Genomic DNA, 26,800 nt, shown 5'->3' on the forward strand with positions numbered 1-26,800 from the left:
GCGCCGTGCTGACTTTTCGATACTGTCAGACGTAGCCGGGTCGGAGGTTGCCGGTTGCCGGTCGCATGCATCCGTGATCTCGACTGGCACCCGTCACCGGCCGCTCGCCACCCCGCTCACCGGCCTCTCACCGGCCTCTCACCGGCCTCTCGTCACACGGCTGCGCCGCGCTCCCGCGCTCAACTGCGACACTGTCTGCCCGCCGGACCGCCCCGCAAGCCAGGCGCCATCGCGCGGCTCAGCCCGTCGTCGGCTCATCGAGCAACAAGGCGCGGGCGGCATCCGCCTCCGCACGCAGGAACCCCCACAACTCGCTCATCCGGCGCAAGCGCCGCTGCTCTTCCACGCAGTACAGCCAGAACGTTCGCGTGACTGACAGTGCGTCGGGGAGCACGACCTGCAGCGCTGGATCATCGCGCGCCAGGAAACATGGCAGGATGCCCATCGCCTCGCCGCTGCGCACTGCCTGATGCTGTGCGATGACGCTGGTGCTGCGCCAGACCACCTGCGCACCCGGCACCGCGTGTTCGAGATACAGCAGCTCCTGGCTGAAGGCGAGGCCTTCGACGTAACTGACGAAGCGGTGCCCTGCGAGATCGGCAACGCCGCGGATCGGCGCATGGCGCTGCAGATATGCCGGGGTCGCGTATAGCTTGAGCCGGTAGTCGGTCAACTTGGTGCAGATATAGGGACCCCGCGCGGGCCGCTCGATGGTGACCGCCAGATCGGCCTCGCGCTTCGACAGGCTGACGAAATGCGGGACCGCGATCAGCTCGACGTTGATCAATGGATGGTTGGCCTGGAATCGCGCCAGCCGCGGCGCCAGGAACGAGGCGCCGAATCCCTCGGTGGCGGCCACCCGCAATTGGCCGGAGAGCGCCTGCCCGCTGTTGGCCAGCCGTTCGTAAGCCGAGCCGACCGTGCTCTCGATCGCGTCGGCATAGGCCATCAGGCGCTGGCCCTCGCCGGTCAGTACGAAGCCGTCGGCGCGCGACTTGTCGAACAGCAAGGTGCCGAGCGCGGCTTCCAGCGCGCGGATCCGGCGCGCGACCGTCGTGTAGTCAACGCCAAGCCGCCGTGCCGCCGCAGTGGCCCGCCCCACCCGCGCCACTTCAAGAAAGTAGCGCAGATCGTCCCAGTCCAGCCGCTCGGGCACGGCCTCGGTCGAGCGCGGGGTCGCAGCCTCCGTGTGTTTTTGCATATCGAACCGGTGAATTTGCCGGTGGTTGGGGCCTGTCCGCCTGACTATACTCAGCCGTAAGAAGCCCGCCTACGCGCGAAAACGCCTAGCGTGCGGCCGTTTCGACGCAGCCCGGCACGATGCCGACGTGCTGCGCGCCAGGAGACACGAGTGGCGTTCGCACACGATCCCGATTGCCTTCCGCCAGCGGTACGGAGCCCGGGCTGCCCTGCCCCTTGCCTGTTACCGTGCTCATCGCGGTCGCCACTGGCGAGGTCACTGGCGGGGTCACTGGCGGGGTCACTGAGGGGGCCACTGACGGGGCCATGGGTGCGACCATCACCGCGACGCGCAGCGGTCTCCCGTGCGCCGCGACGACGCCGCATGCGCGGTGCGTCGACTGCCGCGCCGCCACCGCGACGCCACAGCCCCTTCCTGCGGTCGCCTGCATCGACGTTCTCCCTCATTGCCAGTTCCGTTGCCGCTTCGGCGCCGCGCGCCACCCGTCGCGTACCGGCGTCGGCTTGCCGCCACGCACAGCCACGCCCACTACCGCGCCCCCTTCGCTATTCCGATCCCTTTGCGCCTTCCACCGGAGATTGCCATGCCACTCGACGCCCCTGACGCAAGCACTCGATCCGACCCGCGCGACGCGCCGGCCGCGTCGCGTACCGCCCGCCTGCTGATCGACGGTCAATTCATCGAGTCGCGCAGCGATCGCTGGCGCGACATCGTCAATCCCGCCACGCAAGCGGTGGTCGGTCGGGTACCGTTCGCGACCGGCGACGAGCTCGATGCCGCGATCGGCGCCGCAGCCCGCGCGTTTCCTGCCTGGCGAAACACACCGATTGCCACCCGCATGCGGATCATGCTTCGCATGCAGGCACTGATCCGGGCGCAACTGAAACCGATCGCCGCGTTGTTGAGCGCCGAGCAAGGCAAGACGCTGGCCGATGCCGAGGACGATATCGTCCGCGGTCTGGAGGTGGTCGAACATGCCTGCTCGATCGGCACATTGCAGATGGGCGAATTCGTCGAGGACGTCGCGGCGGGTGTCGACACCTACACCCTGTTGCAGCCGCTCGGCGTTTGCGCGGGCATCACGCCGTTCAATTTTCCCGCGATGATCCCGCTGTGGATGTTTCCGATGGCCATCGCCTGCGGCAACACCTTCGTCCTCAAGCCGTCCGAGCAGGATCCGCTGTCGACGATGGCACTGGTCGAGCTGGCGGTGGAGGCCGGAGTCCCGCCCGGCGTACTGAATGTCGTGCACGGCGGCCGCGAAGCGGTCGACACGCTCTGCACCGACCCGCGCATACGCGCGGTATCGTTCGTGGGCTCGACGGCGGTTGGCCGGCATGTGCACGCGCTCGCCAGCCAGCACGGCAAACGGGTGCAGGCGATGATGGGCGCCAAGAATCACGCCGTGGTGATGCCCGACGCGAACCGTGAAGCCGCACTCAACGCCCTGGTCGGCGCGGCATTCGGGGCAGCCGGGCAGCGTTGCATGGCGACGTCGGTCGTGGTCTTCGTCGGCGCCGCCAACGCATGGCTCGACGATTTCGTGGCGCGCGCCCGCGGCCTCAAGATCGGCCCCGGAGACGCGCCCGGCAGCGACCTCGGCCCGGTGATTTCGGTCGCCGCGCGCGAACGCATCGAAGGGTTGATCGCCGAAGGCGTGGCGGCCGGCGCAACATTGTGTCTGGACGGTCGCGGCATCGCGGTGCCCGGCTTCGAGCACGGCAATTTCATCGGACCGACCGTGCTGAGCGACGTCGATTGCGAGATGAGCGTCTACCGTACCGAAATCTTTGGCCCGGTCGCTGTCGTGATGAGCGTCGATACGCTGGACGACGCGATCGCGCTGATCAATCGGAATCCGATGGGCAACGGCGTCGGCATCTTCACCCGCAGTGGCGCAACGGCGCGCCGCTTCCAGCACGAAATCGACGTCGGGCAGGTCGGCATCAACATTCCGATCCCGGTTCCGGTGCCGTTCTTCAGCTTCACCGGATCGCGCGGGTCCAAGCTCGGCGACCTCGGCCCCTACGGCAAGCAGGCGGTGCAGTTCTACACGCAGACCAAGACGGTCACCTCGCGCTGGTTCGACGAGCCGGACGACGCCTGCGCCGCCAGCGCTAACCAAGCGAGCGAAACCTCCATTCGCGCTGGAGACGCCGCACGGCACCCGATCAACACCACGATCTCGCTCGGTTGAGCGCCCCACTCCTGCCACTCCTGCCACCCTTCCCGCCCGGCCCACCCGGGTGCAATGGAGTCATCTCATGCAAATCGCTTTCATCGGGCTGGGCAACATGGGCGCGCCGATGGCGGCCAATCTGCTGGCTGCCGGCCATGCCCTGCGGGTCTGCGACCTCAGCGAGGCGGCCATCGACGCCGCATGCGCGCAAGGCGCGACGCGCGCCGCCAATCCGGCCGACGCGGCGAGCGATGCCGAACTGGTGATGACGATGCTGCCGGCGGCAGCGCACGTGCGCGCGGTCTACCAGGGCGAGCACGGCGTGCTGGCGAGCGTCCCGGCCGGGATACCGCTGATCGACTCCAGCACGATCGACCCCGCGACGGTGGCCGCCTTGGCCGATGCCGCCGCCCGTCAGGGCAATCCGTTTGTCGACGCACCGGTCTCCGGCGGCACCGTCGGCGCCCAGGCCGGCACCCTGACCTTCATGGTGGGCGCCGATCCGGCCTTGCTCGAGCGGATCGCGCCGGTGCTCGCTCAGATGGGACGCAACGTGGTGCGCTGCGGCGACACCGGCACCGGACAGGTCGCAAAGCTGTGCAACAACCTGCTGCTCGGCATCTCGATGATCGGCGTCGCCGAGGCAATGAGCCTGGGCGAGGCGCTTGGCATCGACGCACAGGTGCTGGCCGGCATCATCAACACCTCCACCGGCCGCTGCTGGAGCGCCGAGGTGTGCAACCCGGTGCCCGGCATCGTCGCCAATGCACCGGCATCGCGCGCATATCGCGGCGGCTTCGGCGTCGACCTGATGCTCAAGGATCTCGGCCTGGCGGTGGACGCCGCTCGCGCCGCGCGGCTCGCCCTGCCCCTGGGCGCACTTGCCGAACAGACCTACCGGCGGAGCAGCCGCCACGGCGATGGCAGTCTCGATTTCTCGTCGGTGATCCGGCAGTACGGCGATGCCGGCTGACAGACGACTGCGCCGTGCTGATATGGCGGGTGTGGCGGGCGTCCGCGCGCGGCGAAACAGGCGCGACGCATGCAGTCGCCAACGAAGCAGATCGGGACGAATCGGCGACAGATCGTGGCTGACGCGCTTGCCGGTGTCGCGGCCACCCAGTCCGTCGACACGTCATGTGCCGTGCTCGTCCACCTCGTGAATAGGAGTTGCCCGGCGTCGCGCTCAGTCAGATTGGACGCGCGCCCATGGTTGGCCGGAATGAGCGCAGGCTGATACTGACGCGCAGCGAGCTCGGGGTGCGTCGATGGCATCGGGGGTCCGCGGAATCGGCGCGCTGTGCTGTGTAAAGATTCTTCAAGGCGCTGCCAGCGAGCTACAACAACGTGCAACTGATCAGCTGGCGTCGCCGGTTGCCAGCGTCCTGAGCTGGCGACCGACGCCCGAAAGGTTCGGATGGCCTGAAAGAACCTTGGCAGCGGCAGTATAAAAGTGCACTTTCAAACCGGCACAAAAGCCGGTTCCCATTCTATGGATTCACGTCGTATGGCCATGAATTGTATGAAAAACATTTAGTTTTTATCCGGCAATCCATCCGGTACGCCGTCGCCGTGCATACGACGAGCATGGCACCGATGGTCCCCGAAGAAACATCGCGGCTCCTTGACGATGACCTCTTGCCGCTTGTGGCGGAAGCGCATCAACTGGCGGGCCGGCTCCACCCCATCCTGCGAGATTCGATTGGTGATTTGGTTCGTTCGATGAACTGCTATTACTCCAATCTGATCGAAGGTCATGATACTCATCCACGCGACATTGACCGGGCGCTTGCCAACGATTTTTCGACCGAACCTCGGAAGCGTGACCTGCAAAAGAAAGCGGTCGCCCATATTCACGTTCAGCGTTTGATCGACACTGGACGCGATCCCGATGCTTGGCCAGCGTCCGCGACCTATGCGTCGTGGCTGCACAAGGCGTTCTGCTCGCAGCTACCGCCGGAAATGCTGTTCGTCACAGACGAAAAGACTGGGAAGCAGCTCGAGATCGTTCCTGGCGAATGGCGCAAGCGGGACGTGCAGGTTGGCCAGCACATTCCGCCACCGCACGAAGACCTGCCTCGCTCCATGTCGCGTTTTGATGCGGCCTATGGCTCGCCGCCGCTTACCAAACTTCGGCAGCTTCAGACTGTCGGCGCAGTCCATCATCGCCTCCTTTGGATTCACCCATTCCTAGACGGCAATGGCCGGGTCGCTCGGCTGATGTCCCATGCCCTATTCAAACGGCTTGAGGTCGGAACCAGTCTCTGGCCAGTGGCACGGGACCTGGCGCGCGACGAGGCTCGCTATAAGGCGTTGCTCGCGAATGCCGATAGACCGCGCCAAGGCGACCTCGACGGGCGCGGCAACCTAACTCAGCGCGGACTGATCGAATTCAGCAAATTTTTTCTCGATCGCTCGGTTGACCAGATCCGTTTCATGAGCGGGCTGCTGGAACCGGCGACGCTGCTGACCCGCATCGAACTTCATATCGAAGAGGAGGTGCGGGCGAAGCGGCTGCACCGTGGCAGCTTCGCGGTACTGCGCGAAGCCGTAATGCGTGGCGAGGTCGAGCGCTCACAGATTCCATTGCTAACCGGCTACACGGACCGTGGTGCCCGCAATGTCACGGCTGGCTTGGTCGAACGCGGGATGCTGACCACTGTGACGCACCGCGCGCCGTTGCGTCTGGCTTTCCCGGTCGACGTGGCCGAGCGATGGTTTCCCAATCTGTACCCCGCCAACGCTGGATCACGAATATGACACAGACAATCGTCGGACCCATCCGCCGGATTCGGCGATGTCTTCCCGCTCGCAAGTTCCGACTTTCTCATGCCCGGTTCGAGCCTAGCAAGGGCACGGCCTGAATTTGCGAATGCCGTCCGCATCCTACTGACGGCCGATGCAGGCGCTGCTGATCGCGAGCCAATTGGGTAGTGCGATCGTCCTTCCCATGCGGTCAAACGATCGCCACATAGGATCGCAGCCTCATACGACCGAAATCGGTTCGGCCCGGACGCTTAGCGTTCGGATCCATCACCATCGCGCAGCCATCTGTCCGGTGGTGCACGACCCAATGCCATCTGTCGCCTATCGGGTTGATTGCGACGATGGCACGGTCCGGTACCGAAGCCCATTTTCGCACCGCTCGCCCCTGCAGCGTCTCAATGCCGAACGTTCGCAACAGCGTCCGCAAATGACGAGATTTGGTGCGGGCGCATCTTGACCAATCGAATATGTCGAACGCCCGCCGGCGGACAGACTCATAACGCACACCGGCTAGACTTGCAACGCAAGCCAGCCCGCATGCCACCGGGTCAAGTTGCTTCACATACCGCGGCGAAACTGTTTTGTTCGGCATTTCGTTACCGCGGCTCGCCATGCAAATAGGCGTTGACTCCGACCATACACCGTTTTCCATCGCTCCTGCCAGCCTTGACTTCATCCAACGGGCACTTGAGTCTCTGTCCGAAGGCAGTCGGACGCGGGACACGCAGCTGGAATCGCTTGAACATCGCATACTCGGCCGCTCTTGCTGCGTAGCGTGACCGCTCTCACCCAGGCTCTTTCGGAGCCAGTGCATTGCCTCATCGAATGGATTGGGCGTGACGGTATCGCTATCGCCAAACGCAGACAGTTCAATCGTCGATGAATGCGCGATGCGGCATATGGCGCGCACCATCGCGCAGCGCTGTCCACCGATCAGTCGCGCGGCAACGGCGGCGCCAGTTCGTCTCGCCCGGCGCGACTGCGCGCGCGCGTCGTTTCCGCCGAATCCGGCGTTCGGAGCCTGAGCAGACGTTGCCTGATGCTCTCGTCGGCGTCGTGACCGCGCAGTTCGTCAAGACGTCGCCTGATGTGCTCGTCGGCCTCGTGAATCAGCATTTGCCCAGACTCGCGCTCGGTCGGGTTGGACACACGTCCAGCGGTTGGCGATCGCCAAGCAAGGGCGGCATCCATCGCCGCTCGATTCAGCGAGCCCGTTTGCGCGAGCGCGGACCCAGCCGACGACGGCTCGGCAGTGCTTGATGAGTGCGGGCCGAACGCACCTCGCCTGTTTTGCGGATTGCTGCCCGCACCGGCGGCGGCCCTGCGCCGACTTTCGCTCAAGACATGATCCGCGAGACGGCTGGCCAGCAGAGCTGCGTTCGCGCGGGCTGCGGTTTCCGCGCGCGCCCGACTCGCTTCGCGTTGCGTGTCGTCTTGCTGCTGCAGCCACTGTTGCGCTGCGCGACTCGCGTCTGCCAATTGAGCGCGTTCGACCGCACGCGACGCGGTCATTGCCGACACGGCGGGGCCGATCTGCGCCTTGACCCGGCGCAACAACGCAGCATAGTCCTCGACCGGCGTCGCAGCGGCAAGGTCGTCCATCCTGCCGCGCCGATAAAGCTCGCGATCGGCCGGAATCAGCGATGCCTGCCGCAGCAACGCAATCGCCTCGGCGTTGCCGTCCATCGCATCGGCGCGTTTGGCCCGCTTGTAGAAATCGGCGCGCTGTTCCAGGTGGAGATTCGGGAAGTCGTAGCCGGCCTGCTGCAACGACATGCGCCTGAGCAGTTCCGGCCGTTGCATGGGCGCCACTGACGCAACATCCGCCAATAACGCGCACAAGGTTCGGGTGGCGGCCGAGTCCCATGCCGAACCGACAACAGCATGTGCCAACGACTCGACCGGGTCATCGCTTCGGCTCGGCAGCACAAGCTCGATTGCGGCGTCAGCCGCCAGATGCTGCCTGGCGAGCAGTGCGCGGAGCAACGAAAGGTAAGCTTCCGCCAGCGGAGACGGGCCGCCCTGCGCCACCAGCTTCGCGATTTGACTGCCAATGTGATTGCCTTGCGCGTCACGCGCGCAGGCGGCTAGGCTCGCGATGGCCGGCACGCGTACGGCAAAGCCAAGCAGGTTCTCGATCCATCTCAGGCAGACAGCCGGCAGACTCGCGGGCGCACTTGCAGTCGCGCTCGCACCCCCAGTCGCACTTGCCGTTGCACCCGCCCTTGCGCTTGCCGCCGCGCCGGCATGCCCGCTCGTGCCGGCAACGACGTCGATAACGCCGCCGCTTGGGTCAGCGCTCGTGCCACCGCGGGTACTGATGGGCCTGGGCATGCCCGGTTCGGCGGCTCGGAGCGACCGTTGAAACTGCTCGATGATGAAGGCTTCGGTCAATGCGCGACCCATCGCGCACTCGAGCTCGTCCATCACCTGCCTGCCCACCGCCACCTCGGCATCCGGGTCGCCATCCAACTTCAATTCGCTGAGACGAGTCTGCGTGCGACGCACGCACTCACTCTCGTGAGTTGCCTCGAAATGGCGCGCGATCCGTTCATGAGAGCCCGGCGCAATGTGGCGAAGCGCATTTCGCCATGGCGGCCAGCGAAAGAACCAATCGGCGAATCCGGCGGCCTCGCCCTCGCGTACCCGCGCCAGCGCCTGCCTCAAGTCATCCGGGCTGACCCCCGACGCGTTTTGGAACGCCATTCTTGGCGCGACGGTATGGAGCGGTAAATGACTTCGCAGCCCTGTCTGGAAAGCGAGATAGACTTCCAGTTCATCGCGTGCGCCGATACGGCTCGCGTGCTCGCGCGCGATCTTTTCCAACGCTTCCAGACGAAAGATCTCCAGCCCGGCGCTGATCACCGAATCAATGCGATGCTGATCGCGGCTATGCTCGACCTCGTAGACCAGGGCCGCGACCTGCATCTCGTTGAATTTCAACGTCACCCTGTCTTCGCATGTCTGAGTGGCGTCCTGTGCAATCAAGAATGTCTGCTGCCGAAGCGCCGGCGCGTCCGCCAGCTGCCGCAGCCACGGTTGGAGACCCTGCCGGAACGCAGGGTCGGATTGCGCGCTGATGGTGCCGCCCAGACGCTGCAGGAACCGCGCAAAGGCGGAGGCGTTGTCTTCACTCGAGATCGCTTGCCAATGCTGCTGCGTCGGCTGCGACATCGCTTCGCCCAGCAAAGCCTCGACCGCACATTCCAAGCGTGGCGGCGTCGGAGTGCGGGGGCCGGTCTCGGACACGGTCGAGTCGTCGCTGTCCAGGTCGTCACTGTCCGAATCGCTCGAAACATTGTCAGGGTCGAAGAGCAGGCGCATGGCGCGCTCGGCGAGCGGATTGTCGTCAAGGTACACCGTCTCGCGTCTTGAGTAGCACACGAACGATTCCGGTACCTCGGTAATCAGGTTGTTACAAACCGATAATGTCACGGAGTGGTCGGGAGCAACGTCAGGCAGCGCGGTAATGAGGTTACTGTCCAGAACCAGGACGTCAATGCCGGCCGGTAGAGGCGTCGGAAACACCGACAGGACGTTGGAGGAGGCCGTCAAATCGATAAGCGAGTCCGGCAACGGCGGTAACGCTCGCAGCCGGTTGCCATCTAGACACAGCTCACGCAAGTTGCCGGGCAATGGGTTGGGCAACGAGTCGAGTAAGTTGTAAGGTACCGACAGGACGGTAAGTTCGAACGGCAATCTGACGGGCAAGCACGTCAGTCTGTTGCTCCCCGCGTAGAGCTTGTGAAGCGACTCAGGCAGCTCGTCCGGCAACCGTGACAGACGGTTGTGGTTCACACGAAGACAACCGAGGGTATCCGGAAATCGATCGGGCAGCGTGGTCAGCCCCAGACAACGCAGGTCCAGCTCATTCTCGGCTTCGAGGCGGTTGTTATTGGGAAACTCGCGCACTCGCTCGAAGGCGATCGCCCTCGCCTCGACTTCGTCCGCCGGCGCATCGCGTCGCCAGCGAGCCCAGCTTTCGAGATACTCGGCACGGTTGCTCGGCCCCTGGTCGAGCGAGCGGACGTGCGGATTCGGAGATAGGCTGCGACGTAAAGGGTCCATCGGTTGCGGATATTCGATATCGGTCCAGGTAGTCCGGAGCATCCTACCTTTCGGCCTTTCGCTCTGTTCAGTACCGGCCGTTCCGATGTAAACGGATGCAAACCAGTGAGGGGCTCAACAACGGCGCGTGGCCACGCCGAGGCTGTCTTGGCGCCGACGGCGCAACGAACGCCTGGTCCGCCCGCATGCGTGCCGTGCCGCGACTGCGACGGCTTGCGTATCGCGCCGATGCTCGAATAGATGCGCGCGGCAGCTGCGCGCCGTCACGGTACCTAATTCGAGCGTCGCGCCCTGCGCCAGGACCACGCATGCAGGCAAAGCAGGACACTAAGACCGAGCCTGGAATTCCACGCGGCGTGGACGTGGACGTGCCGTGAGTATCGGCCGCTCCGACTCATCGCCGAGCAAGCGCTGCGACCGCGCCGGTGTTGGGATTGCTGCACCAGCACGCGACTGCGCCGACACATGGTGAAACGAGGCCGTGAGCCGTGAGCCGTGAGCCGTGAGCCGTGAGCCGTGAGCCGTCAGTCGTTAGCCGTCAGTCGGACGTCGGACGTCGGACGTCGGACGTCGGAAGTAGAACCGCGGACCGCGGCCAAGCGCGAGCCAGACGCGCACCAAACAAAAAGGCGCCGGACCCAGGTCCAACGCCTTCTTCATCGCAGCTGCTGCGACGCGCTCAACGCTTCAATTGCGACAGGTCACGCACCGCACCGGTGTCGGCGGACGTCGTCAGCGCCGCATAGGCCTGCAACGCGGCCGACACATGGCGCTCGCGATGCGCCGGCTGCCATGCACGCTCGCCCTTCGCTTCCATCGCAGCGCGGCGTTCGGCCAGCACCTGCGCCGGCACTGCCAGGTTGATCGTACGGTTCGGGATGTCGATCTCGATCGCATCGCCGTTCTCGACCAGGGCGATTGCGCCGCCCATCGCGGCTTCCGGCGAAACGTGGCCGATCGACAGGCCGGACGTGCCGCCGGAGAAGCGACCGTCGGTGAGCAACGCGCATTGCTTGCCGAGGCCCCGGCTCTTCAGGTAGGACGTCGGGTAGAGCATTTCCTGCATGCCCGGCCCGCCCTTCGGACCCTCGTAGCGAATCACCACGACGTCCCCGGCTTGCACTTCCTCGGCCAGAATGCCGTCGACGGCGGCTTCCTGGCTCTCGTAGACGCGCGCCTTGCCGGTGAACTTCCAGATCGACTCGTCGACACCGGCGGTCTTGACGATGCACCCCTTCTCGGCGATGTTGCCATACAGCACTGCGAGACCGCCGTCCTTCGTGAACGCGTGCTCCGTCGAACGGATCACGCCCTTTTCACGGTCGAGGTCCAGCGCCTTCCAACGGCTGTCCTGCGAGAACGCGACCTGCGTCGGCACGCCGCCCGGCGCCGCCTTGTAGAACGCATGGACCGCGTCGTCGGCGCTGGCCTTCACGTCCCACTTCGAGAGTGCGTCGCCCAGCGTCTCGCTGTGCACGGTGAAAACATCCGTGTGCAGCAGTCCACCGCGGGACAGTTCGCCGAGGATGGCCATGATGCCGCCGGCCCGGTGCACGTCTTCGATGTGCACGTCGGGTACCGCCGGGGCGATCTTGCTCAGACACGGGACGCGCCGGGACATGCGATCGATGTCGGCCATCGTGAACGGCACTTCGGCTTCGCGCGCGGCGGCGAGCAGGTGCAGCACGGTGTTCGTCGAGCCGCCCATCGCCACATCAAGCGCGACCGCGTTCTCGAACGCCTGGAACGTCGCGATATTGCGCGGCAGGACCCGCGCATCGTCCTGTTCGTAATATTGCTTGGCGAGGCCGACGATGCGGCGGCCGGCCTCGCGGAACAGACGCTCCCGGTCCGCGTGCGTCGCGACCACCGTGCCATTGCCGGGCAACGACAGGCCGAGCGCCTCGGTCAGACAGTTCATCGAATTGGCCGTGAACATGCCGGAGCACGAGCCGCAGGTCGGGCACGCGGAGCGCTCGATGACGGTGACCTCTTCGTCGGAGCAGTTCTTGTCGGCCGCCTTCACCATCGCGTCGACCAGATCGAGCGAAATCACCTTGCCCTCGATCTTCGCCTTGCCTGCTTCCATCGGCCCGCCCGACACGAAGATCACCGGGATGTTCAGGCGCAGCGCGGCCATCAGCATGCCCGGCGTGATCTTGTCGCAATTCGAGATACACACCAGCGCGTCGGCGGTGTGGGCATTCACCATGTACTCGACGCTGTCGGCGATCAGATCCCGCGACGGCAACGAATACAGCATGCCACCGTGGCCCATTGCAATGCCGTCGTCGACCGCGATCGTGTTGAATTCCTTCGCCACGCCGCCCGCCGCCTCGATCTCGCGCGCGACCAGCTGCCCTAGGTCCTTCAGATGGACGTGCCCCGGCACGAACTGCGTGAAGCTGTTGGCGATCGCGATGATCGGCTTCTGGAAGTCCGCATCCGTCATGCCTGTGGCACGCCACAGGGCGCGCGCACCGGCCATGTTGCGGCCAGCGGTCGAAGTGCGGGAACGATACTGGGGCATGCGATGGCTCCGGGTGGGGATATTCTTGGTCGAATCCGGCATTTTAGACCCTAGCCCGCGGGTCGCGCATGCGAATGGACTTTTTGACCGCCCGCGGCATCCGACGCGCGATCTGCGACGAGATTCGGAAGCCTTGCAGGTGACTTGCAAGTCGCTGGTGTGCGGCGGGTGTGCGGCGGGTGTGCGGCCCTCACGCCTACCCGCCGCCGCTTGCGTCGCGGCCCCGTCCAGACTGGGCCGTGGGCGGGGATGCATCGCCCAACGCGATGCCGACGGGTCAATGCGGGCCGCTGGTCGCTGGCCGCCATCTGCGTCGGAACGTGCCGTGCGCGCTGCCGGTGCTAGGTGTCTTCCCTAGGCCCGCTCTCCCCGCAGCGCGCGCAAGCCTCGTCCCGGATGTTCGGCACTGCCCTGTCGTGCCCTGTCGTGCCCTGTCTTACCGTATCGTGCCGTGCCGTGCCGTGCCCTGCGGTAACGAATACGGCCGCTTACTGCCGCGAACGCGCGCGCACTGCCGCGCACTTCCGCATGCGGGTCGCCGGGCGCGGGTGACGTGGCGGCGTCAGCTCACGTCAGCCGCCGCAAAGTCGCGCAGGCGGGCGCGCAGGCGCGCCATTGCCTGGCTGTGCAACTGACAGACGCGCGACTCGCTCACTTCGATGACGGCCCCGATCTCGCGCAGGTTCAGGCCCTGTTCGTAATACAGGCTGAGCAGCAGCTTCTCGCGATCGGGCAGGCGTTCGATCGCGTCGATCAAGGCCTGCCGGAATGCGCCGTCGAGCAATGTCGCCAACGGGTCGTTCGGATCGACACAGTGCCGGTCGAGGAACGGTTCATCGCCGCCGCGCTGGTCGAAATCCTCGTAATAGACCAGTTGCGAGCCGTGCAGGTCGCCGAGCAACGACTGGTATTCGTCCAACGGCATTTCCAGCGATTCCGCAACCGCGCTTTCGCTGGGCGCTTGTCCCAGTTGCTGTTCCAGCGCCTGGATTGCGCGCTCGACGCGCCGCGCATTGCTGCGCATGCTGCGCGGCAGCCAGTCGTTCTCGCGCAGCTGGTCCAGCATGGCGCCGCGCACGCGCTGCGTCGCGTACGTCTCGAACTGCGCGCCCTGGTCGCCCTGGTAGCGCTGCGTCGCATCGAGCAGGCCGATCATGCCCGCCTGGATCAGGTCGTCGAGATCGACGCTCGACGGCAACTTGGCCGCGAGTTGCAACGCCAGTCGGCGGACCAGCGGTGCGAAGCGCTTGACGGCGTCGGACGGGTCGCGTTTGCCTGAAGCGGTATACATCGTCGGCTCCCGATCAAGCGCCCGACGTCGCGGACGCCAGTTCCCGACGCGCTAGCGACGCACAAGCCGACGCAGACGCCGCCGAGGCGCCGACGGGGACCGGGCGCGCGGCGATCGGCCGCCACGGCCAGTGCAGCATCTCGCCCGCGATGCGCCGGAAAGCGGCCGATGCGCGCGCCGCCGGAAACGCGTCGACGACGCTTCGGCCCAACGCCTGGGCGCGTGCGAGCGCCTCGCCATCGGCCCCGACCACCCCCGCCGGCAGCAACGAGATGCCAAGATAGCGGCTGGCCACGCCGGCCAGGTTCTGGAAAATCGCCCGTGCGTCGGCGCTCGACTCGACCCCTTCGAACAAGACCCGGAATTGTTTGAGCGCGTGGACCAGGTGCAGGCGCTTGATCGTCGCGTATGCCGGCGTGATGGCCGCGGCGTGCGCCCGCATCACGATCACCATGTCATGCGCCTGCGCTGCCAATGCCGACAGACCATCTGCACCGAGTGCCGCGCCGATCAACACCACGTCAGCCTGATCGCGCAGACAGTCGTGGATCGTCTGCACATGCAAACCGCGGACGACGCCGGCGGCGAGCACGGCGACGTTGTCGCCCGCTTGCCGCGCCGCCACGTCGAGCGAGAGACGCCCTTCGACGACATCGGCAAGCGTGCCGGGCGATGCCGCATCGGCAGACTCGTCGACAACCACCACCCGCTTGCCCTGGTAGGCGAGCGCAGCCGCGAGATTGACTGCCACACCGGCGCTTTGCGCAGCGGCCTCCGGCGCCAGCAGCGCGATGACTCGCAGGGACTGGCCGGCCAGCAGCCGCCGCAGGCCGTCGGCCTGGTCGAGCACCATCTTATCCAAGGTTCACCTCGACGCGCGCCTGCGCGGCAGCCGCCTCGGCCCGCGGCGCAAGCAGCGCCGACAGTTCATCGAAATCGGGTTGGAACAGGGCACCGTGACGCGGCGTGTCGAACGCCTGCTCGATCAGTGCCGCGCGTGTCGCCAGTTGCAGATCCTCCGGCACCTTCTGTCCGTTGGACAGATAGTGCACGGGGAGCCGGTGTCGCATCACGGTGTCGAGCGCCGCGCCAATACCATTCGCCTCGTCCAGCTTGGTGATGATGCATCCAGCCAGGCCGCTGGCGCTTGCCACGCCACCTTCGCGGCTGCCATAGGCGCCCACCACCTCGTTGAGCGTGTCGCCGTGGCTGGTCGCATTGAGCAGCAGCAGGCGCTGGACCGGCAACTGCGTGCCGCACAGCATCGACACCTGCTCCGGCACGGCACGATCGCGCTGGCTCATGCCGATCGTGTCGATCAGCACCATGTGCTTGTTGCGCAACTCGGAGAGCGCCAGCGCGAGATCGGCCGCATCCTTCACCGCATGCACCGCGACGCCGAGAATGCGACCGTAGATGCGCAGTTGCTCATGCGCGCCGATCCGGTACGAGTCGGTCGTCAGCAACGCGACGCGGTCGGCGCCATGCCGCATCACGGCGCGGGCCGCCAGCTTCGCCGTCGTCGTCGTCTTGCCGACGCCGGTCGGGCCCATCAGCGCGAACACGCCGCCACGGCTCAGCAGCGCATCCTCATTGTCGAGGACCGGAAGATTGCGTTCGAACGTCGCCTTGACCCAGCTCAGCGCCTGGGCTTCGTCCGGCAACGCGGGCATGCGCTCAAGCAGCAAGCCGGTCAATTGCGACGAGAAACCAGCGCCCAGCAGGCGTCGCGTCAGTGCCGCGCGCACTGGGTCGAGACGCGGCGCGGCCGAGATCGACGCAAGCCGTTCGCCCAGACTGCCGCACAGCGAACGCATTTCAGCCAGGACGCTGTCGACCAGGATGCCAGACGCCTGCTGCGTCGCGCGCTGCTGCCCAGCGGCGAACAGATCGAACGGGGAACCGCCCGCCGACCCGGATCGCGACCGCGCGTCGGCGTCGGCGTCGGCGTCGGCGTCGGCGTCGGCGTTGGCGTTGGCGTCCACAAGCGCTGCGATCGTGCCGGTCGGCATCTCGCCCTCGCCTTGTTTGGCAGCTGCGACCGCTTCGGCTGGTGTCTGGTGCGCCACGGTGCCGGCTACCGTACTGGTCGCGCTATCGCTCGAAATTCGGCTAGTAATTCCGCTCGAAATTGCGCTCGCCGTTTCGCCAGTCGCAGCGACCGCGCTCGCGGCCTGCGCATCCGCCAGCGCAACAGCCGCCACATCGGCCGGTGCCACGAGCGGCTCAATCACCGCTCCATCAACCGGTCCATCAACCGGCCCATCAACCGGCCCAACCACCGGCGCAACAACCGGCGCAACAACCGGCGCGGACGCCAGGCCTGACGGCGTTGCGGCCACGCTGGCGCCGCGCAATGCAAACGTCGGCAGCGACGGCGCGTGAGCGAAGCGCAACGACGTCACGCCTGCCGCGAAGGTCTGCGCGGACACCGCGTACGACGCGTGGGCGAAAGTACTGCGGGGCGTGAGCGAGCTGTCCGCGCCCGCCGGGCTCGCGTCCTCGGGAGCGGACACGGCTGCGGCGCCGATCACCGCGGCAGCCGACTCCACGGCCGGCGCCCGCGCCGAAACCTCATCGACGGACACGTCATCAACGGGCGGGGCGGCGTCGATCGCGATTTCGCCGCCGACCGGCGCGTCGTTCGCATTGCCCGCGCTTGCGCTTGCGGCCGAGGCGCCTGCGCGATGGTCGGCTTGGTCGTTTGCCTGCGCGCGGGCCTGCAGCGCCGTGTCGCCGGCCTGCGGCCGCACCGGTTCGCTGGCCGGTGCCTCGGTGACGACGTCTTGGACGTCGGCCGGGTTCACGGGCGAACACGTCGCGGCTTGTGCGTGCGCGACGGTCGCCGCCGGTGCCGATTCGATTGCGGGCTCGACCACCGCCGGCGTGCCAGTGGCGCCGCTGGCTCGCGTGTCCGCCTGCGTGCGCACGGGCTCGCCAGGCGCGCCCAGGCCGAGTGCGCGAGCCTGGGCCGGCGTGAGCGGCGGCAAGGCCGCAGCGGCCAGCGAGGCCGGTCGACGGGATGGCTCGCTGCCGTCGCGTCGCTCGGGGCGGGCGAGCCCCAGCACGCGAGCCGGATCCACCGCATCGCCCGCCCGTTCCGGACGCGACAGACCCAGCACCGTCGGCGGCGTGGCGGCGCGCAATGCTTCCTCGCGTCGCTGCGTGTCGATGCGCTCCCAGAAGTCCTGGCGCGAACTGCGCGGCGCGCGCGCGAATGCGGCCGACGAGAGGCGCTCCGGCGGCATGGTCGTCATCTGAGCGCGCTGCGGCGCCAACGGTTGCGCGATCTCCGCGCGTGCCAGCGGTGCCGCAGCCGGTGACGACTGCGACGATGGCGGCGACTGAGGCGACTGGGGCGACTGGGGCGACTGGGGCGACTGGGGCGACTGGGGCGACTGGGGCGACGGCGGCGCCGCAGCGGGCGACGGACGCAAGGACGCCGCGACCGCGCGGCTGGACGGCGTGTAGACCGCGCCCATGTCGGCTTCGTCGTCGGCCTCGCCCAGCTCGTCGCCCTCGTCGCCCTCGTCGACATCGGCAGCCTCGAAGGTGGCGGCGCCGGCGAAAGCGCTCGACGATATGACCGCCGGCTGCGGCGCGGCGGCGACCGCGGGCACCAACGCCTCCGGCGCGTGCGACGCTGTCGCGACTTCCTGCGCGACGGCAGCATCGAATGCCCGCACTTCCGGCTCGGCAGACCGCGTGTCGGCGCCCGCTGCCTGCGGCTCGACCAGCGTACCGAGGTCGTCCTCGGCCAGCGCCACGAGTTCCACGCCACCATCGACCGTGCGATTCGACAGCACCACCGCATCGGCGCCCAGTGCTTCGCGCACCAGACGCAGCGCTTCCCGAGACGAGGGCGCGAAGAATTTTCTGATGTTCAAACCTGACCTCCAATCGTGGTCGTCACGCGGACCACGCGTGTATCGGGCACTTCGGCGTAGCTCAACACCTTCAATTGCGGCAGGCTACGCCGCAGGAAACGGGACAACATCGGCCGCAGCGCGTGCTGCACCAGCAGCACGGCCGGCAGCCCCTGGTTCTGTTGCATGTCGACGGCCTGACGCGCCTGGTCGAGCAGCGTCGCGGCCAGGCCGGGTTCCAGCCCGCTGCCACCCAGCGCCTGGCCGAGCAGGCGTTCCAGCGACGGGTCGAGGCCGATCACGTTCATCTCGCCGCTGCCCGGGAACAGTTGCTGCGTGATCGCACGGCCCAGGGCGAGACGCGTGAGCGCCGTCAGTTCATGCGGATCGCCGACGCGCGGTGCATGCTCGGCCAGCGTGTCGAGGATGGTGCGCATGTCGCGAATCGGCACGCCCTCTTCGAGCAAACTCTGCAGCACCTTCTGCAGCGTCGCGAGCGCGATGGTCTTCGGTACCAGGTCCTCGATCAGCTTCGGCGCGTCGCGGCCGATGCGGTCGAGCAGCTGCTGGACTTCCTGGCGGCCCAACAGCTCGGCCGCGTGACTGGTAATCAGGTGATTCAGATGCGTCGCCACCACCGTGCCGGCATCGACCACCGTATAGCCCAGCAACTGCGCCTGTTCGCGCATCGCGGTCTCGATCCAGACGGCCGGCAGCCCAAAGGCCGGGTCGCGGGTCGGTGTGCCCGGCAGCGGTCCGCTGACCTGACCCGGGTTGATCGCCAGCCATTGGCCTGGGAACGCCTCGCCGGAACCGATCTCGACGCCATTGAGCGCGATGCGGTAGTTGTTCGGGCGCAGGTCGAGGTTGTCGCGGATGTGTACCACCGGCGCCAGGAAGCCGACTTCCTGCGCGAACTTCTTGCGAATGCCCTTGATGCGCTTGAGCAGTTCGCCGTCCTGCGCCGCGTCGACCAGCGGAATCAGGCGGTAACCAATTTCCAGGCCGAGCGGATCGACCATCTGCACGTCGTCCCAACTGGCATCGGGCGCTTCGGTCGGCGCGGTGATTGCCTCCGGCGTGGCCGCGCCGGCAGCCGCCGCCGCGGCGCTGGCGGCGGCACGCGCGGCCAGCTTGCGGCCCAGCCAGATGAGTCCGCCGCCGAGCAGCAGAAACGCGAAATGCGGCATGCCCGGGATCAGGCCCATGCCCGCCACGATGCCGCCGGTGATGAACAGCACGCGCGGGTTGGTGAACAGTTGCCCGATCATTTGCGTGCCGACGTCTTCGTCGGTTGCCACCCGGGAAACGATTACGCCGGCCGCGGTCGAGATCACCAGCGCCGGAATCTGTGCGACCAGACCGTCGCCGATCGCGAGCAGCGTGTAGGTGGTCGCCGCGCGGCCGAAGTCCATGTCGTGCTGAACCATGCCGATGATCAGGCCGCCGATCACGTTGATGACCATGATCATCACGCCGGCGACCGCGTCGCCACGCACGAATTTCGATGCGCCGTCCATCGAACCGTAGAATTCGGCTTCCTGTGTGACCGCGGTGCGACGCTTCTTCGCCGTGCTCTCGTCGATCAGGCCGGCGTTCAGGTCGGCATCGATCGCCATCTGCTTGCCCGGCATCGCGTCGAGCGTGAAGCGCGCCGACACCTCGGCGATACGCCCCGCGCCCTTGGTGATCACCATGAAGTTGATCGTGACCAGGATCACGAAGACGACGATGCCGACCGCATAGTTGCCGCCGACCAGGAAATGGCCGAACGCCTCGATCACCTTGCCTGCCGCGTCTCCGCCGCTGTGCCCGTTCATCAGCACGACCCGCGTCGAGGCCACGTTCAGCGACAGCCGTAGCAGCGTCGAGAACAGCAGGACGGTCGGGAACGCGGAGAAGTCGAGCGGCTTCTGCGTGTAGAGGCTCACCAGCAGCACCATCACCGACAGTGCGATGTTGAAGGTGAACAGCAGGTCGAGCGCGAACGTCGGCAACGGCAGGATCATCATGCCGAGGATCAGCACGATCAGGATCGGGCCGGCCAGCGCGCGGAAGTCGCCGCCGGTGAGCGCGCCCTGCAGGCGCACCAGGCCGCTCGGACGGGCGCTCATCGCGGACCTCCGTCGTTGCCGCGCACGCTGACGCGCACGTCGCGGTCGCTGCTATCGCGGTCGCTGCTATCGCCTTCGCTGCTGGCGACTTCGCTGCTGTTGCTGCTGTCGCTGCGGTCGACGTTGTTGTGATTACCGACGCCGACCATGCCGCCATCCGCGTTCGCGCCGGCGGCGTCGCTCGCGGCGGGCGCCGCGGCACCTGACGCGTCGAGCGGATGCGGCTCGAACGGATCGAGGTCGAGCGCGTCGTCGTCGGCCGGCACGGCCAGCGCGTCGGGCACCGATAGCGCATCCGGGACGCTCGGCCGCTCGCCACCCTCGGTGCGCCAGCGGCGCAGTTGGTAAACCCAGGCTAGCACTTCGGCGACCGCGCCGTACAGACCGGCTGGAATCTCGCGGTCCAGGCGCGTGTGCTTGTAGATCGCGCGCGCCAGCGGCGGCGCTTCGAGAATCGGCACGCCATGCGCTTCGGCCAGCGCGCGAATGCGCAGTGCGACACGATCACGTCCCTTCGCCACCACCCGCGGCGCACGCATCGCGTCCTCGGCGTAGCGCAAGGCCACCGCGTAATGGGTCGGATTGGTCAAGATCACATCCGCGGCCGGCACGGCCTGCATCATCCGGCGGCGCGCGAACTGGCGCTGCTGTTCGCGAATGCGACCCTTCACGTGCGGGTCACCCTCGCTTTCCTTGAATTCGCGCTTGACCTCCTCCTTGGTCATGCGCAGCTTTTTCGCGTGCTGCCACAGCTGGTACGGAATGTCGGCAAGGACGATCAGCAGCATCGCGGCGACCGTCGCCGCGCAGCACACCCCGATGACACGCGCCGCGTGCGGCAGTGCGATGGCCACCGGCTCACGCATCAGGGCGAGAATCTCCTCGCGGTGGCTCAGCGCGACGCGGTAGGCGACCAGGCCCACGACCAGGCACTTGGCCAGCGCCAACACGAGTTGCGCCAGGCTTTGCACCGAAAACATGCGCCCGAGACCGGCAATCGGGTCGAGCCGGCTGAACTTGGGCGCGAGCGCCTTGGTGCTGAACAGCCAGCCGCCCAGGGCGAGCGGCGCGAGCAACGCGGCCAGCGTCATCGCCAGCAACAGCGGGCCTACCGAGAGCAGCGCCGACATGCCGGACTGGCCGGCGCGGTCGAGCATCTGGCTGGTGTCGAAGCCGGCGCCACGGTCGAAGCTCAGCGCATTGCGCAGAAGCGTGCTGAAGCCGCCGAACAACGCTCCGCCAGTCGCGTAGGCGCCGCCGAAGCCGACCGCCAGCAAGGCAAACGTCGCCAGTTCGCGCGAACGCGCGATCTGCCCATCCTCGCGCGCCTGTTCCAGGCGCCGGGGAGAGGCGGATTCGGTCTTCTCGAGATCGCTGTCCTCAGCCACTTGCTACGCTCCATCCGCCACGGGCAGGAAGCCACGGGCAGCGGAACGGATTATTGCCGCAAGCGTCAAGGCGCGATCGAACGAGCAAACGGCGGATTTCCCGGCAATTCGTGCGATGGCGCTCGTGCGTGTGCGCCCGGCCGGGCGGACGCGCAGTGGGCCGTCGCGGCACCCCTGTGCGATGAGCGAGCGACCAGGCCACGGCGCCATTGGCCGGCGCCGGCGTCGGCACCGCTTGCCGCGGCCTCGCCAGCTCGGCGACAGTCCGCTCTGGAGCGGAGATCGGATGACACCGCGCCGTCTCAAACCTGCGCGCCGCCGATGCCCGTCCTGATTGTTCGCGCTTCTGTCGGCTTGTTTAAGAGTGCGCGGGCGTGTGCGAGCGTGTTCAAGGATGGCGCCACGTCTGGCGGCCTGCTTCGGCCTCCGGCTGCTGCCGCGCACCGCCTTCCGCCCGCCGCCCACCGCCTCCGGGACCGGCACAGCCAAGCCGTTCGGGCCAGACCGCCGTACCGCGCCAGGGAGGGACAATACCCGATGCGTGCAGCCGTAGCTCCGCATGGATCTTGCGTTACCTGGGCCAATGCCCGCCCATCCGCCCATCCGGTCATCAGCCCACTCGGCCTCGCAGCGTCGTCACCGCTGTGCTTCCATCGATGAAGGAGTCGCGCCATGCCATCCCGCCTGTCCAGCCGAAAGACGCGTTCGCGAGTCGAAAGGCGCCCTGGCCCGAGCCGCAGCCAGCTTGCCCGCGGCATCGTGGCCGGCTGCCTCGCGGGCCTGCTTCCTGCGTTCGCGTGGGCGCAGCCGGCCACACCGACACAGGAAAACTTCGCACCGCAACCCAGCCCCGCGCCAGGAGCGGCTATTGCCGCGACGCCGCCACCGGCGACCGTGACACCGGAGCCGGACGGCAGTTGCGCACCGCTGGACCTGAGCGTCGGGCAGGTGATCGTGTTGGCGCTCCCCGGCAATGCAGGCACCGGCTATCGGTGGGTATTGGTCGATCCGAAACCTTTGCTCGAACCCGACGGCGAGCCTGTCGAAGTCGCGCCCGCCCAGGCCGCGGCCATCGGCGGTGCGCGCCTCACCCAATGGCGACTGCGCGCGGCGCAGCCCGGCGAAGGCGCGTTGCGCGCCGAATATCGCCGCCCTTGGGAGCAAGGTGCAGCGCCGGGTGCCGTGGACGACGTGAAGCGGGTCGAATGCCGCTTCACGGTGCGCTGAACCGACCCTCGTTCAGAAGCCGAGGCTGGTGAGCAGATCGTCCACCTGCGTCTGATCGGTGACCACGTCGGTACGCCCTTCGGGCTTGACCTGCGGCCCATTGGTCAGGCTGGTGCTGCTCTCGTCGCTCGTGCCGACCCCGCTGACGATCGCGACGAGTTCCGCGCGTCGCTCCGGCGAGATGTTTTCGAGCAGCACCGCCAGCAACTGCTGTTCGATGTTGTGGACCATGTCCATGATCTTCTTGATCACCTGACCGGTCAGATCCTGGAAGTCCTGCGCCAGCATGATTTCCATCAGCTGCACGTTGATGGCCTGCGACTGGAGCGGCACGCGCTGGATGAAGTCACGCGTCTCGCTGACCAACGCACGCGCCTCGCCCGCGTCCTGCGGCGCGTCGAACCAGTTCTGCCAGCGTGTGTCGAGCGCGCTGGCATCGTCCTGCATCTGCTCCGCCACCGGCTTGGCGATCTCGATCGCGTTGAGCGCCCGCTCGGCCGCCTGCTCGGTCATCGCCGCAATGTAATGCAGACGGTCCCGCGCATCGGGAATCGCCTCGGCCGCCCGCTCGACCTGCTTGTCCAGGCCCAGCTCGCGCATGCTGTCGCGCAACATGCGCATCAGTTGCCCGATGCGGTTGACCATGCGCTCCGACGGATCGCCGGCTTCCGCCCACTCGTCTGCCATTGCTACTTCGATCGTCGACATGTCAGGCTCCCACCTTCGCCATCTTCTCGCGGATCTTGCTGATCTTCTCGTCCAGGGTCGCGGCGGTGAACGGTTTGACCACATAACCGCTGGCCCCCGCCTGCGCGGCGGCAATGATGTTCTCCTTCTTGGCCTCGGCGGTCACCATCAAGACCGGAAGGTCCTTCAAGGCCGCGTCCGCGCGCACTGCCTTGAGCATTTCGAGACCGTCCATGTTCGGCATGTTCCAGTCGGAAATCACGAAGTCATAGCCCCCGCCCTTCAGCTTGGCCAGCCCCATCGCGCCGTCTTCGGCTTCGTCGACGTTGCCGTAGCCCAGCTCCTTGAGCAGGTTGCGCACGATGCGCCGGATCGTCGGGAAGTCGTCGACAACCAGAATCTTGATATTGGTATCCATTCCTCGTTTCCTGTCCGGGTGGGCGGCCCGCAAGCCGCCGGCGACGTCGCCGGCACAGCCCGGCGGTCCCCTGTTGATCACGTATAACGGCAGCCGCGCGGCTTTCCGAAGTGAAGTTTCTCAAATTTTTCGGCGCGCGCGCCGGCGGCGGCCTCAAACGCGGTGCGCGCGCTCTCCCATTGTCGCCAGCCTCGCCATGACCCGGTTCGTCATCTCGGCAAGCGGGGCCACTTCGTCGACGCCCCCGGCCAGCACCGCTTCGCGCGGCATGCCGTAGACCACGCAACTTGCCTCGTCCTGCGCCAGCGTGTACGCACCGCTGCGCCGCATCTCCAGCATGCCCGACGCGCCGTCCCGCCCCATGCCGGTCAATATCACGCCGATCGCGTTCTTGCCGGCGAAGGCGGCGGCTGACTGGAACAGCACGTCGACCGACGGGCGATGCCGGTTGACCGGCTCGCCGTCGTCCAACACGGCGATGTAGTTGGCCCCGCTGCGCGCCAGCCGCAAATGTCGATCGCCCGGTGCGATGTAGGCGTGGCCAGGCAGTACGCGCTCGCCGTGCTCCGCTTCCTTGACCGAAATGCGGCACAGCGAATCCAGCCGCTTCGCGAACGAGCGCGTGAAGCCGGGCGGCATGTGCTGCGTGATCAAGACACCGGGCGCATCGGGCGGCAACGGCACGAGCAGTTCGCGGATCGCTTCGGTGCCGCCGGTCGATGCGCCGACGATCAGGAGCTTTTCGGTGGAAACCAACCGGTCGCCGATCATCGGGGCAAGACGCGCGGCGGAAGGCACGGCGGACGCCGCCGCGCCCGCGCCGGCGACATGCGGCACCACGCCGTGCGGCGGCAGGCGAAGGCGCGCGCGGGCGGCGGCGCGTACCTTGTCGGCGATCGTCGCCGCGTACTCGAGCATGCCATCGCGGATGCCGACACGCGGCTTCGACACGAAATCGACGGCGCCAAGCTCCAGCGCCCGCAGCGTGATTTCCGAACCGCGCTCGGTCAACGACGAGACCATCACCACCGGCATCGGTCTGAGCCGCATCAGTTTTTCGAGAAAATCCAGGCCGTCCATGCGCGGCATCTCGACGTCCAGCGTCAGGACGTCCGGATTATGCTGCTTGATCAGCTCGCGCGCGACCAATGGGTCGGGTGCCGTCGCGACCACCGTCATGTCGGGTTCCGCGTCGATGATCTCGGTCATCAAGCGGCGCACCAACGCCGAGTCGTCGACGCACAGCACGCGGATTTTCTTCGAGGCGACTTGCATTGCTAGTCCATTCTGGGTTGCCTGGTCCACGACGCGCGGCCGCGGACCTCGTTTGCCGGTTCGCTCATGCCGTCGGCGCCCGTGGCGGGCGCGGCGTGGCGAAGAGTTCGACCTGGGGTCGCGGTCGCGCGGCCGGGCGTGCGAACATCTCGACGCGCCCGACGGGCTCGCGCGACGCGGTGCGCAACGCATCGGCCATCGCCGCTTCCCGCGCACGCACTTCCTCCAGCGTCTCGCGCTGTTCGAGGGGCAGCTTGCGCACCAGTACCTGCCCGGTCGCCGGCAGATAAGCCACCTTGCGCGGGTGTTCGCCGAGCAAGTCCTCGGCGACGATCGGAATCTGTTCGAGGGCGAGATACTTGCGCACGAAGCGCGCGTTCTCCTCGCCCACGTTGATCGTGCGCATCCGGCGCAACACCGCGCCGCCGCCGAAGACCTTGGCCTCCAACCGGTTGCGCCGCGCGCCGCCCTTGAGCAGCGCGTTGATTAGCATTTCCATCGCGAATGCGCCATAGCGCATCGCGTCCGAGTTGGCGAGCGTCGGGTCGCCGCTGTCGGGCAACAGGAAATGATTCATGCCGCCGATGCCCGCACCGGCGTCGCGGATGCAGGCCGCGACGCAGGAGCCGAGCACGGTCTGCACCACCATGTCCTCGCGCGTGACGAAGTACTCGTTGGCGAGCAGCTTGACGCCGTCGCGACCCAGCTCGTGGTCGCGATAGAAGTGATTGGCGATCGGCAGGGTGGCGGCCACGATCAGGTCACCGTCGCGCCGCGCCGATCGGCGCTCGCGTCCGCGACCCGTTCGTACACGGTATGCCCGCGCAGCCGGAACAGGCGCGTCATCTGCGAGAAGTTCTCGGAGTGGCCCGCGAACATCAGGCCGCCGACCCGCAGCAGCGGCGCGAAGCGCGCGAGTATCCTGGCCTGGGTCGGCTTGTCGAAGTAGATCATCACATTGCGACAGAAGATGACGTCGAAGGGCGCGACGCGGCTGGCCGCCTGCCAGCGCTCCGCGACGAGGTTCATCTGCTCGAACTCGATCATGCCGCGCAGCCGGTCGTTCACGCGCACCTGACCGTCATGCGCGCCGCGGCCGCGCAGGAAGTGGCGCTGCAATTGCGCGGTCGGCAGCGCCTTGACCCCGTCGGCCGCATAAACGCCCGCGCTGGCCGTGCCGAGGGCCGCGGTGTCGATGTCGCTGGCCAGGATGCGGCTCTGGTAGCCGCTGTCGCCGAGCTTGTCGACCAACGTCATGGCGATCGAATACGGTTCCTCGCCGGTCGATGCCGCGCAACACCAGATCGACAGCGGCCTGCGCAGCGCGGCGGCGTAGTCGGCCAGCACCGGAAAATGGTGGGACTCGCGGAAGAAGGCGGTCAGGTTGGTGGTCAGCGCGTTGGTGAACGGCTCGAACTCCGACGCATCGCGTTCCAGCCGGTCGAGATAGGCACCGAAATCGTCCAGGCCCAACGCTCGCAGGCGGCGCGCAAGGCGGCTGTAGACCATGTCGCGCTTGGCCTCGGACAGCGAGATGCCGGCTTCGCGATAGATCAGGCGCCTGACGCGCTCGAAGTCGTGGTCGGTGAAGCGGAAATCGCGGACCGCCCCGGCTGCCGCCTCCGACAGCGCCTGCCGCGTCGGAACGGGGTGCGCGATGTTGCCCGGCTGCGGCGACGGCCGCGCTGCGCCGATGGCGGACGGCGTTTCGCGTGTTGGCGCGGTTCGGCTGGTCACGGACGTGGCCCCGGGGGAAAGGCCCTTGCGAGCGTTCATGGATGACTCGTTCA

At 67.1% G+C, this 26,800-nt stretch carries 18 protein-coding genes; 4 read left to right on the forward strand and 14 right to left on the reverse strand.

What is annotated here, in order from left to right:
• Window positions 1-238 precede the first annotated feature (238 nt).
• Window positions 239-1,201 carry a LysR family transcriptional regulator gene (locus BLU54_RS02445; RefSeq protein WP_091904177.1) on the reverse strand — a complete coding sequence of 321 codons (963 nt, stop codon included), beginning with the start codon at window positions 1,199-1,201 and terminating at the stop codon, window positions 239-241.
• A gap of 85 nt (window positions 1,202-1,286) precedes the next feature.
• Window positions 1,287-1,436, reverse strand: coding sequence for a hypothetical protein (locus BLU54_RS23570; RefSeq protein WP_170844987.1), 150 nt, complete (start codon window positions 1,434-1,436; stop codon window positions 1,287-1,289).
• A gap of 348 nt (window positions 1,437-1,784) precedes the next feature.
• On the opposite strand from BLU54_RS23570, the gene BLU54_RS02450 reads away from it, so the two are divergent.
• The 3 genes from BLU54_RS02450 to BLU54_RS02460 all read left to right on the forward strand — a co-directional run bounded on the left by BLU54_RS02450 (window position 1,785) and on the right by BLU54_RS02460 (window position 6,140).
• Window positions 1,785-3,398 (forward strand): CoA-acylating methylmalonate-semialdehyde dehydrogenase, encoded by a 1,614-nt coding sequence (locus tag BLU54_RS02450; RefSeq protein ID WP_091904179.1) that lies wholly within the window; start codon window positions 1,785-1,787, stop codon window positions 3,396-3,398.
• 67 nt (window positions 3,399-3,465) lie between these two features.
• Complete coding sequence (gene mmsB, locus BLU54_RS02455; protein ID WP_091904181.1) at window positions 3,466-4,353, forward strand: 3-hydroxyisobutyrate dehydrogenase; 888 nt, start codon at window positions 3,466-3,468, stop codon at window positions 4,351-4,353.
• Window positions 4,354-4,976: 623 nt separating this feature from the next.
• Window positions 4,977-6,140, forward strand: a complete 1,164-nt coding sequence (locus tag BLU54_RS02460; protein ID WP_091904519.1) for a Fic family protein — start codon at window positions 4,977-4,979, stop codon at window positions 6,138-6,140.
• A gap of 939 nt (window positions 6,141-7,079) precedes the next feature.
• Here the strand turns inward: BLU54_RS02460 and BLU54_RS02465 are convergent.
• The 7 genes from BLU54_RS02465 to flhB form a co-directional block, all read right to left on the reverse strand.
• Window positions 7,080-10,214, reverse strand: a complete 3,135-nt coding sequence (locus tag BLU54_RS02465) for an NEL-type E3 ubiquitin ligase domain-containing protein (RefSeq protein ID WP_170844988.1) — start codon at window positions 10,212-10,214, stop codon at window positions 7,080-7,082.
• A 679-nt stretch (window positions 10,215-10,893) separates the two neighbouring features.
• Window positions 10,894-12,744: a dihydroxy-acid dehydratase gene (gene ilvD, locus BLU54_RS02470; RefSeq protein ID WP_091904185.1), complete on the reverse strand. Its 1,851-nt coding sequence runs from the start codon at window positions 12,742-12,744 to the stop codon at window positions 10,894-10,896.
• 562 nt (window positions 12,745-13,306) lie between these two features.
• Entirely contained in the window at window positions 13,307-14,035 is a 729-nt protein-coding gene (locus BLU54_RS02475) for an RNA polymerase sigma factor FliA (protein ID WP_091904187.1), read from the reverse strand.
• 13 nt (window positions 14,036-14,048) lie between these two features.
• The gene (locus BLU54_RS02480) at window positions 14,049-14,888 is read right to left on the reverse strand and encodes a MinD/ParA family ATP-binding protein (protein WP_091904189.1); all 840 of its coding nucleotides are present in this window, start codon (window positions 14,886-14,888) and stop codon (window positions 14,049-14,051) included.
• Window position 14,889: 1 nt separating this feature from the next.
• On the reverse strand, window positions 14,890-17,922 hold the full coding sequence (gene flhF, locus BLU54_RS24095; RefSeq protein WP_235837747.1) for a flagellar biosynthesis protein FlhF: 3,033 nt from the start codon (window positions 17,920-17,922) through the stop codon (window positions 14,890-14,892).
• Window positions 17,919-20,015: a flagellar biosynthesis protein FlhA gene (flhA, locus tag BLU54_RS02490; RefSeq protein WP_091904191.1), complete on the reverse strand. Its 2,097-nt coding sequence runs from the start codon at window positions 20,013-20,015 to the stop codon at window positions 17,919-17,921. The genes flhF and flhA overlap by 4 nt, the downstream gene beginning before the upstream one ends.
• Window positions 20,012-21,403 (reverse strand): flagellar biosynthesis protein FlhB, encoded by a 1,392-nt coding sequence (flhB, locus tag BLU54_RS02495; protein WP_091904193.1) that lies wholly within the window; start codon window positions 21,401-21,403, stop codon window positions 20,012-20,014. Before flhB ends, flhA begins: the two co-directional genes overlap by 4 nt.
• A 672-nt stretch (window positions 21,404-22,075) precedes the next feature.
• On the opposite strand from flhB, the gene BLU54_RS23940 reads away from it, so the two are divergent.
• A complete protein-coding gene (locus BLU54_RS23940) occupies window positions 22,076-22,630 on the forward strand; it encodes a protease inhibitor I42 family protein (protein WP_091904195.1) in 555 nt (184 codons plus the stop codon).
• Window positions 22,631-22,642: 12 nt separating this feature from the next.
• On the opposite strand, the gene cheZ is transcribed toward BLU54_RS23940, so the two are convergent.
• The 5 genes from cheZ to BLU54_RS02525 form a co-directional block, all read right to left on the reverse strand.
• On the reverse strand, window positions 22,643-23,338 hold the full coding sequence (gene cheZ, locus BLU54_RS02505) for a protein phosphatase CheZ (RefSeq protein WP_091904196.1): 696 nt from the start codon (window positions 23,336-23,338) through the stop codon (window positions 22,643-22,645).
• Between the two features lies 1 nt (window position 23,339).
• Window positions 23,340-23,735: a chemotaxis response regulator CheY gene (cheY, locus tag BLU54_RS02510; protein ID WP_091904198.1), complete on the reverse strand. Its 396-nt coding sequence runs from the start codon at window positions 23,733-23,735 to the stop codon at window positions 23,340-23,342.
• Window positions 23,736-23,888: 153 nt separating this feature from the next.
• Window positions 23,889-25,010, reverse strand: coding sequence for a protein-glutamate methylesterase/protein-glutamine glutaminase (locus tag BLU54_RS02515; protein WP_091904200.1), 1,122 nt, complete (start codon window positions 25,008-25,010; stop codon window positions 23,889-23,891).
• Window positions 25,011-25,074: 64 nt separating this feature from the next.
• A complete protein-coding gene (gene cheD / locus BLU54_RS02520; RefSeq protein ID WP_091904202.1) occupies window positions 25,075-25,764 on the reverse strand; it encodes a chemoreceptor glutamine deamidase CheD in 690 nt (229 codons plus the stop codon).
• 2 nt (window positions 25,765-25,766) lie between these two features.
• Entirely contained in the window at window positions 25,767-26,786 is a 1,020-nt protein-coding gene (locus BLU54_RS02525; protein WP_091904204.1) for a CheR family methyltransferase, read from the reverse strand.
• Window positions 26,787-26,800: the final 14 nt, after the last annotated feature.

Origin of the sequence: Chitinasiproducens palmae, from assembly GCF_900095735.1 — a bacterium.
In the GTDB taxonomy this organism is placed as follows: Bacteria; Pseudomonadota; Gammaproteobacteria; order Burkholderiales; family Burkholderiaceae; genus Chitinasiproducens; species Chitinasiproducens palmae.

What these genes read in the sequence shown, in the direction of transcription:
- BLU54_RS02465 (WP_170844988.1), bottom strand. Translation starts at nt 10,214, where the DNA reads ATGGACCCTTTACGTCGCAGCCTATCTCCGAATCCGCACGTCCGCTCG.
- BLU54_RS02460 (WP_091904519.1), top strand. Translation starts at nt 4,977, where the DNA reads ATGGTCCCCGAAGAAACATCGCGGCTCCTTGACGATGACCTCTTGCCG.
- BLU54_RS02525 (WP_091904204.1), bottom strand. Translation starts at nt 26,786, where the DNA reads ATGAACGCTCGCAAGGGCCTTTCCCCCGGGGCCACGTCCGTGACCAGC.
- cheZ (WP_091904196.1), bottom strand. Translation starts at nt 23,338, where the DNA reads ATGTCGACGATCGAAGTAGCAATGGCAGACGAGTGGGCGGAAGCCGGC.
- BLU54_RS02450 (WP_091904179.1), top strand. Translation starts at nt 1,785, where the DNA reads ATGCCACTCGACGCCCCTGACGCAAGCACTCGATCCGACCCGCGCGAC.
- mmsB (WP_091904181.1), top strand. Translation starts at nt 3,466, where the DNA reads ATGCAAATCGCTTTCATCGGGCTGGGCAACATGGGCGCGCCGATGGCG.
- flhA (WP_091904191.1), bottom strand. Translation starts at nt 20,015, where the DNA reads ATGAGCGCCCGTCCGAGCGGCCTGGTGCGCCTGCAGGGCGCGCTCACC.
- BLU54_RS02480 (WP_091904189.1), bottom strand. Translation starts at nt 14,888, where the DNA reads ATGGTGCTCGACCAGGCCGACGGCCTGCGGCGGCTGCTGGCCGGCCAG.
- BLU54_RS23940 (WP_091904195.1), top strand. Translation starts at nt 22,076, where the DNA reads ATGCCATCCCGCCTGTCCAGCCGAAAGACGCGTTCGCGAGTCGAAAGG.
- BLU54_RS02515 (WP_091904200.1), bottom strand. Translation starts at nt 25,010, where the DNA reads ATGCAAGTCGCCTCGAAGAAAATCCGCGTGCTGTGCGTCGACGACTCG.
- BLU54_RS23570 (WP_170844987.1), bottom strand. Translation starts at nt 1,436, where the DNA reads ATGAGCACGGTAACAGGCAAGGGGCAGGGCAGCCCGGGCTCCGTACCG.
- BLU54_RS02445 (WP_091904177.1), bottom strand. Translation starts at nt 1,201, where the DNA reads ATGCAAAAACACACGGAGGCTGCGACCCCGCGCTCGACCGAGGCCGTG.
- BLU54_RS02475 (WP_091904187.1), bottom strand. Translation starts at nt 14,035, where the DNA reads ATGTATACCGCTTCAGGCAAACGCGACCCGTCCGACGCCGTCAAGCGC.
- cheY (WP_091904198.1), bottom strand. Translation starts at nt 23,735, where the DNA reads ATGGATACCAATATCAAGATTCTGGTTGTCGACGACTTCCCGACGATC.
- ilvD (WP_091904185.1), bottom strand. Translation starts at nt 12,744, where the DNA reads ATGCCCCAGTATCGTTCCCGCACTTCGACCGCTGGCCGCAACATGGCC.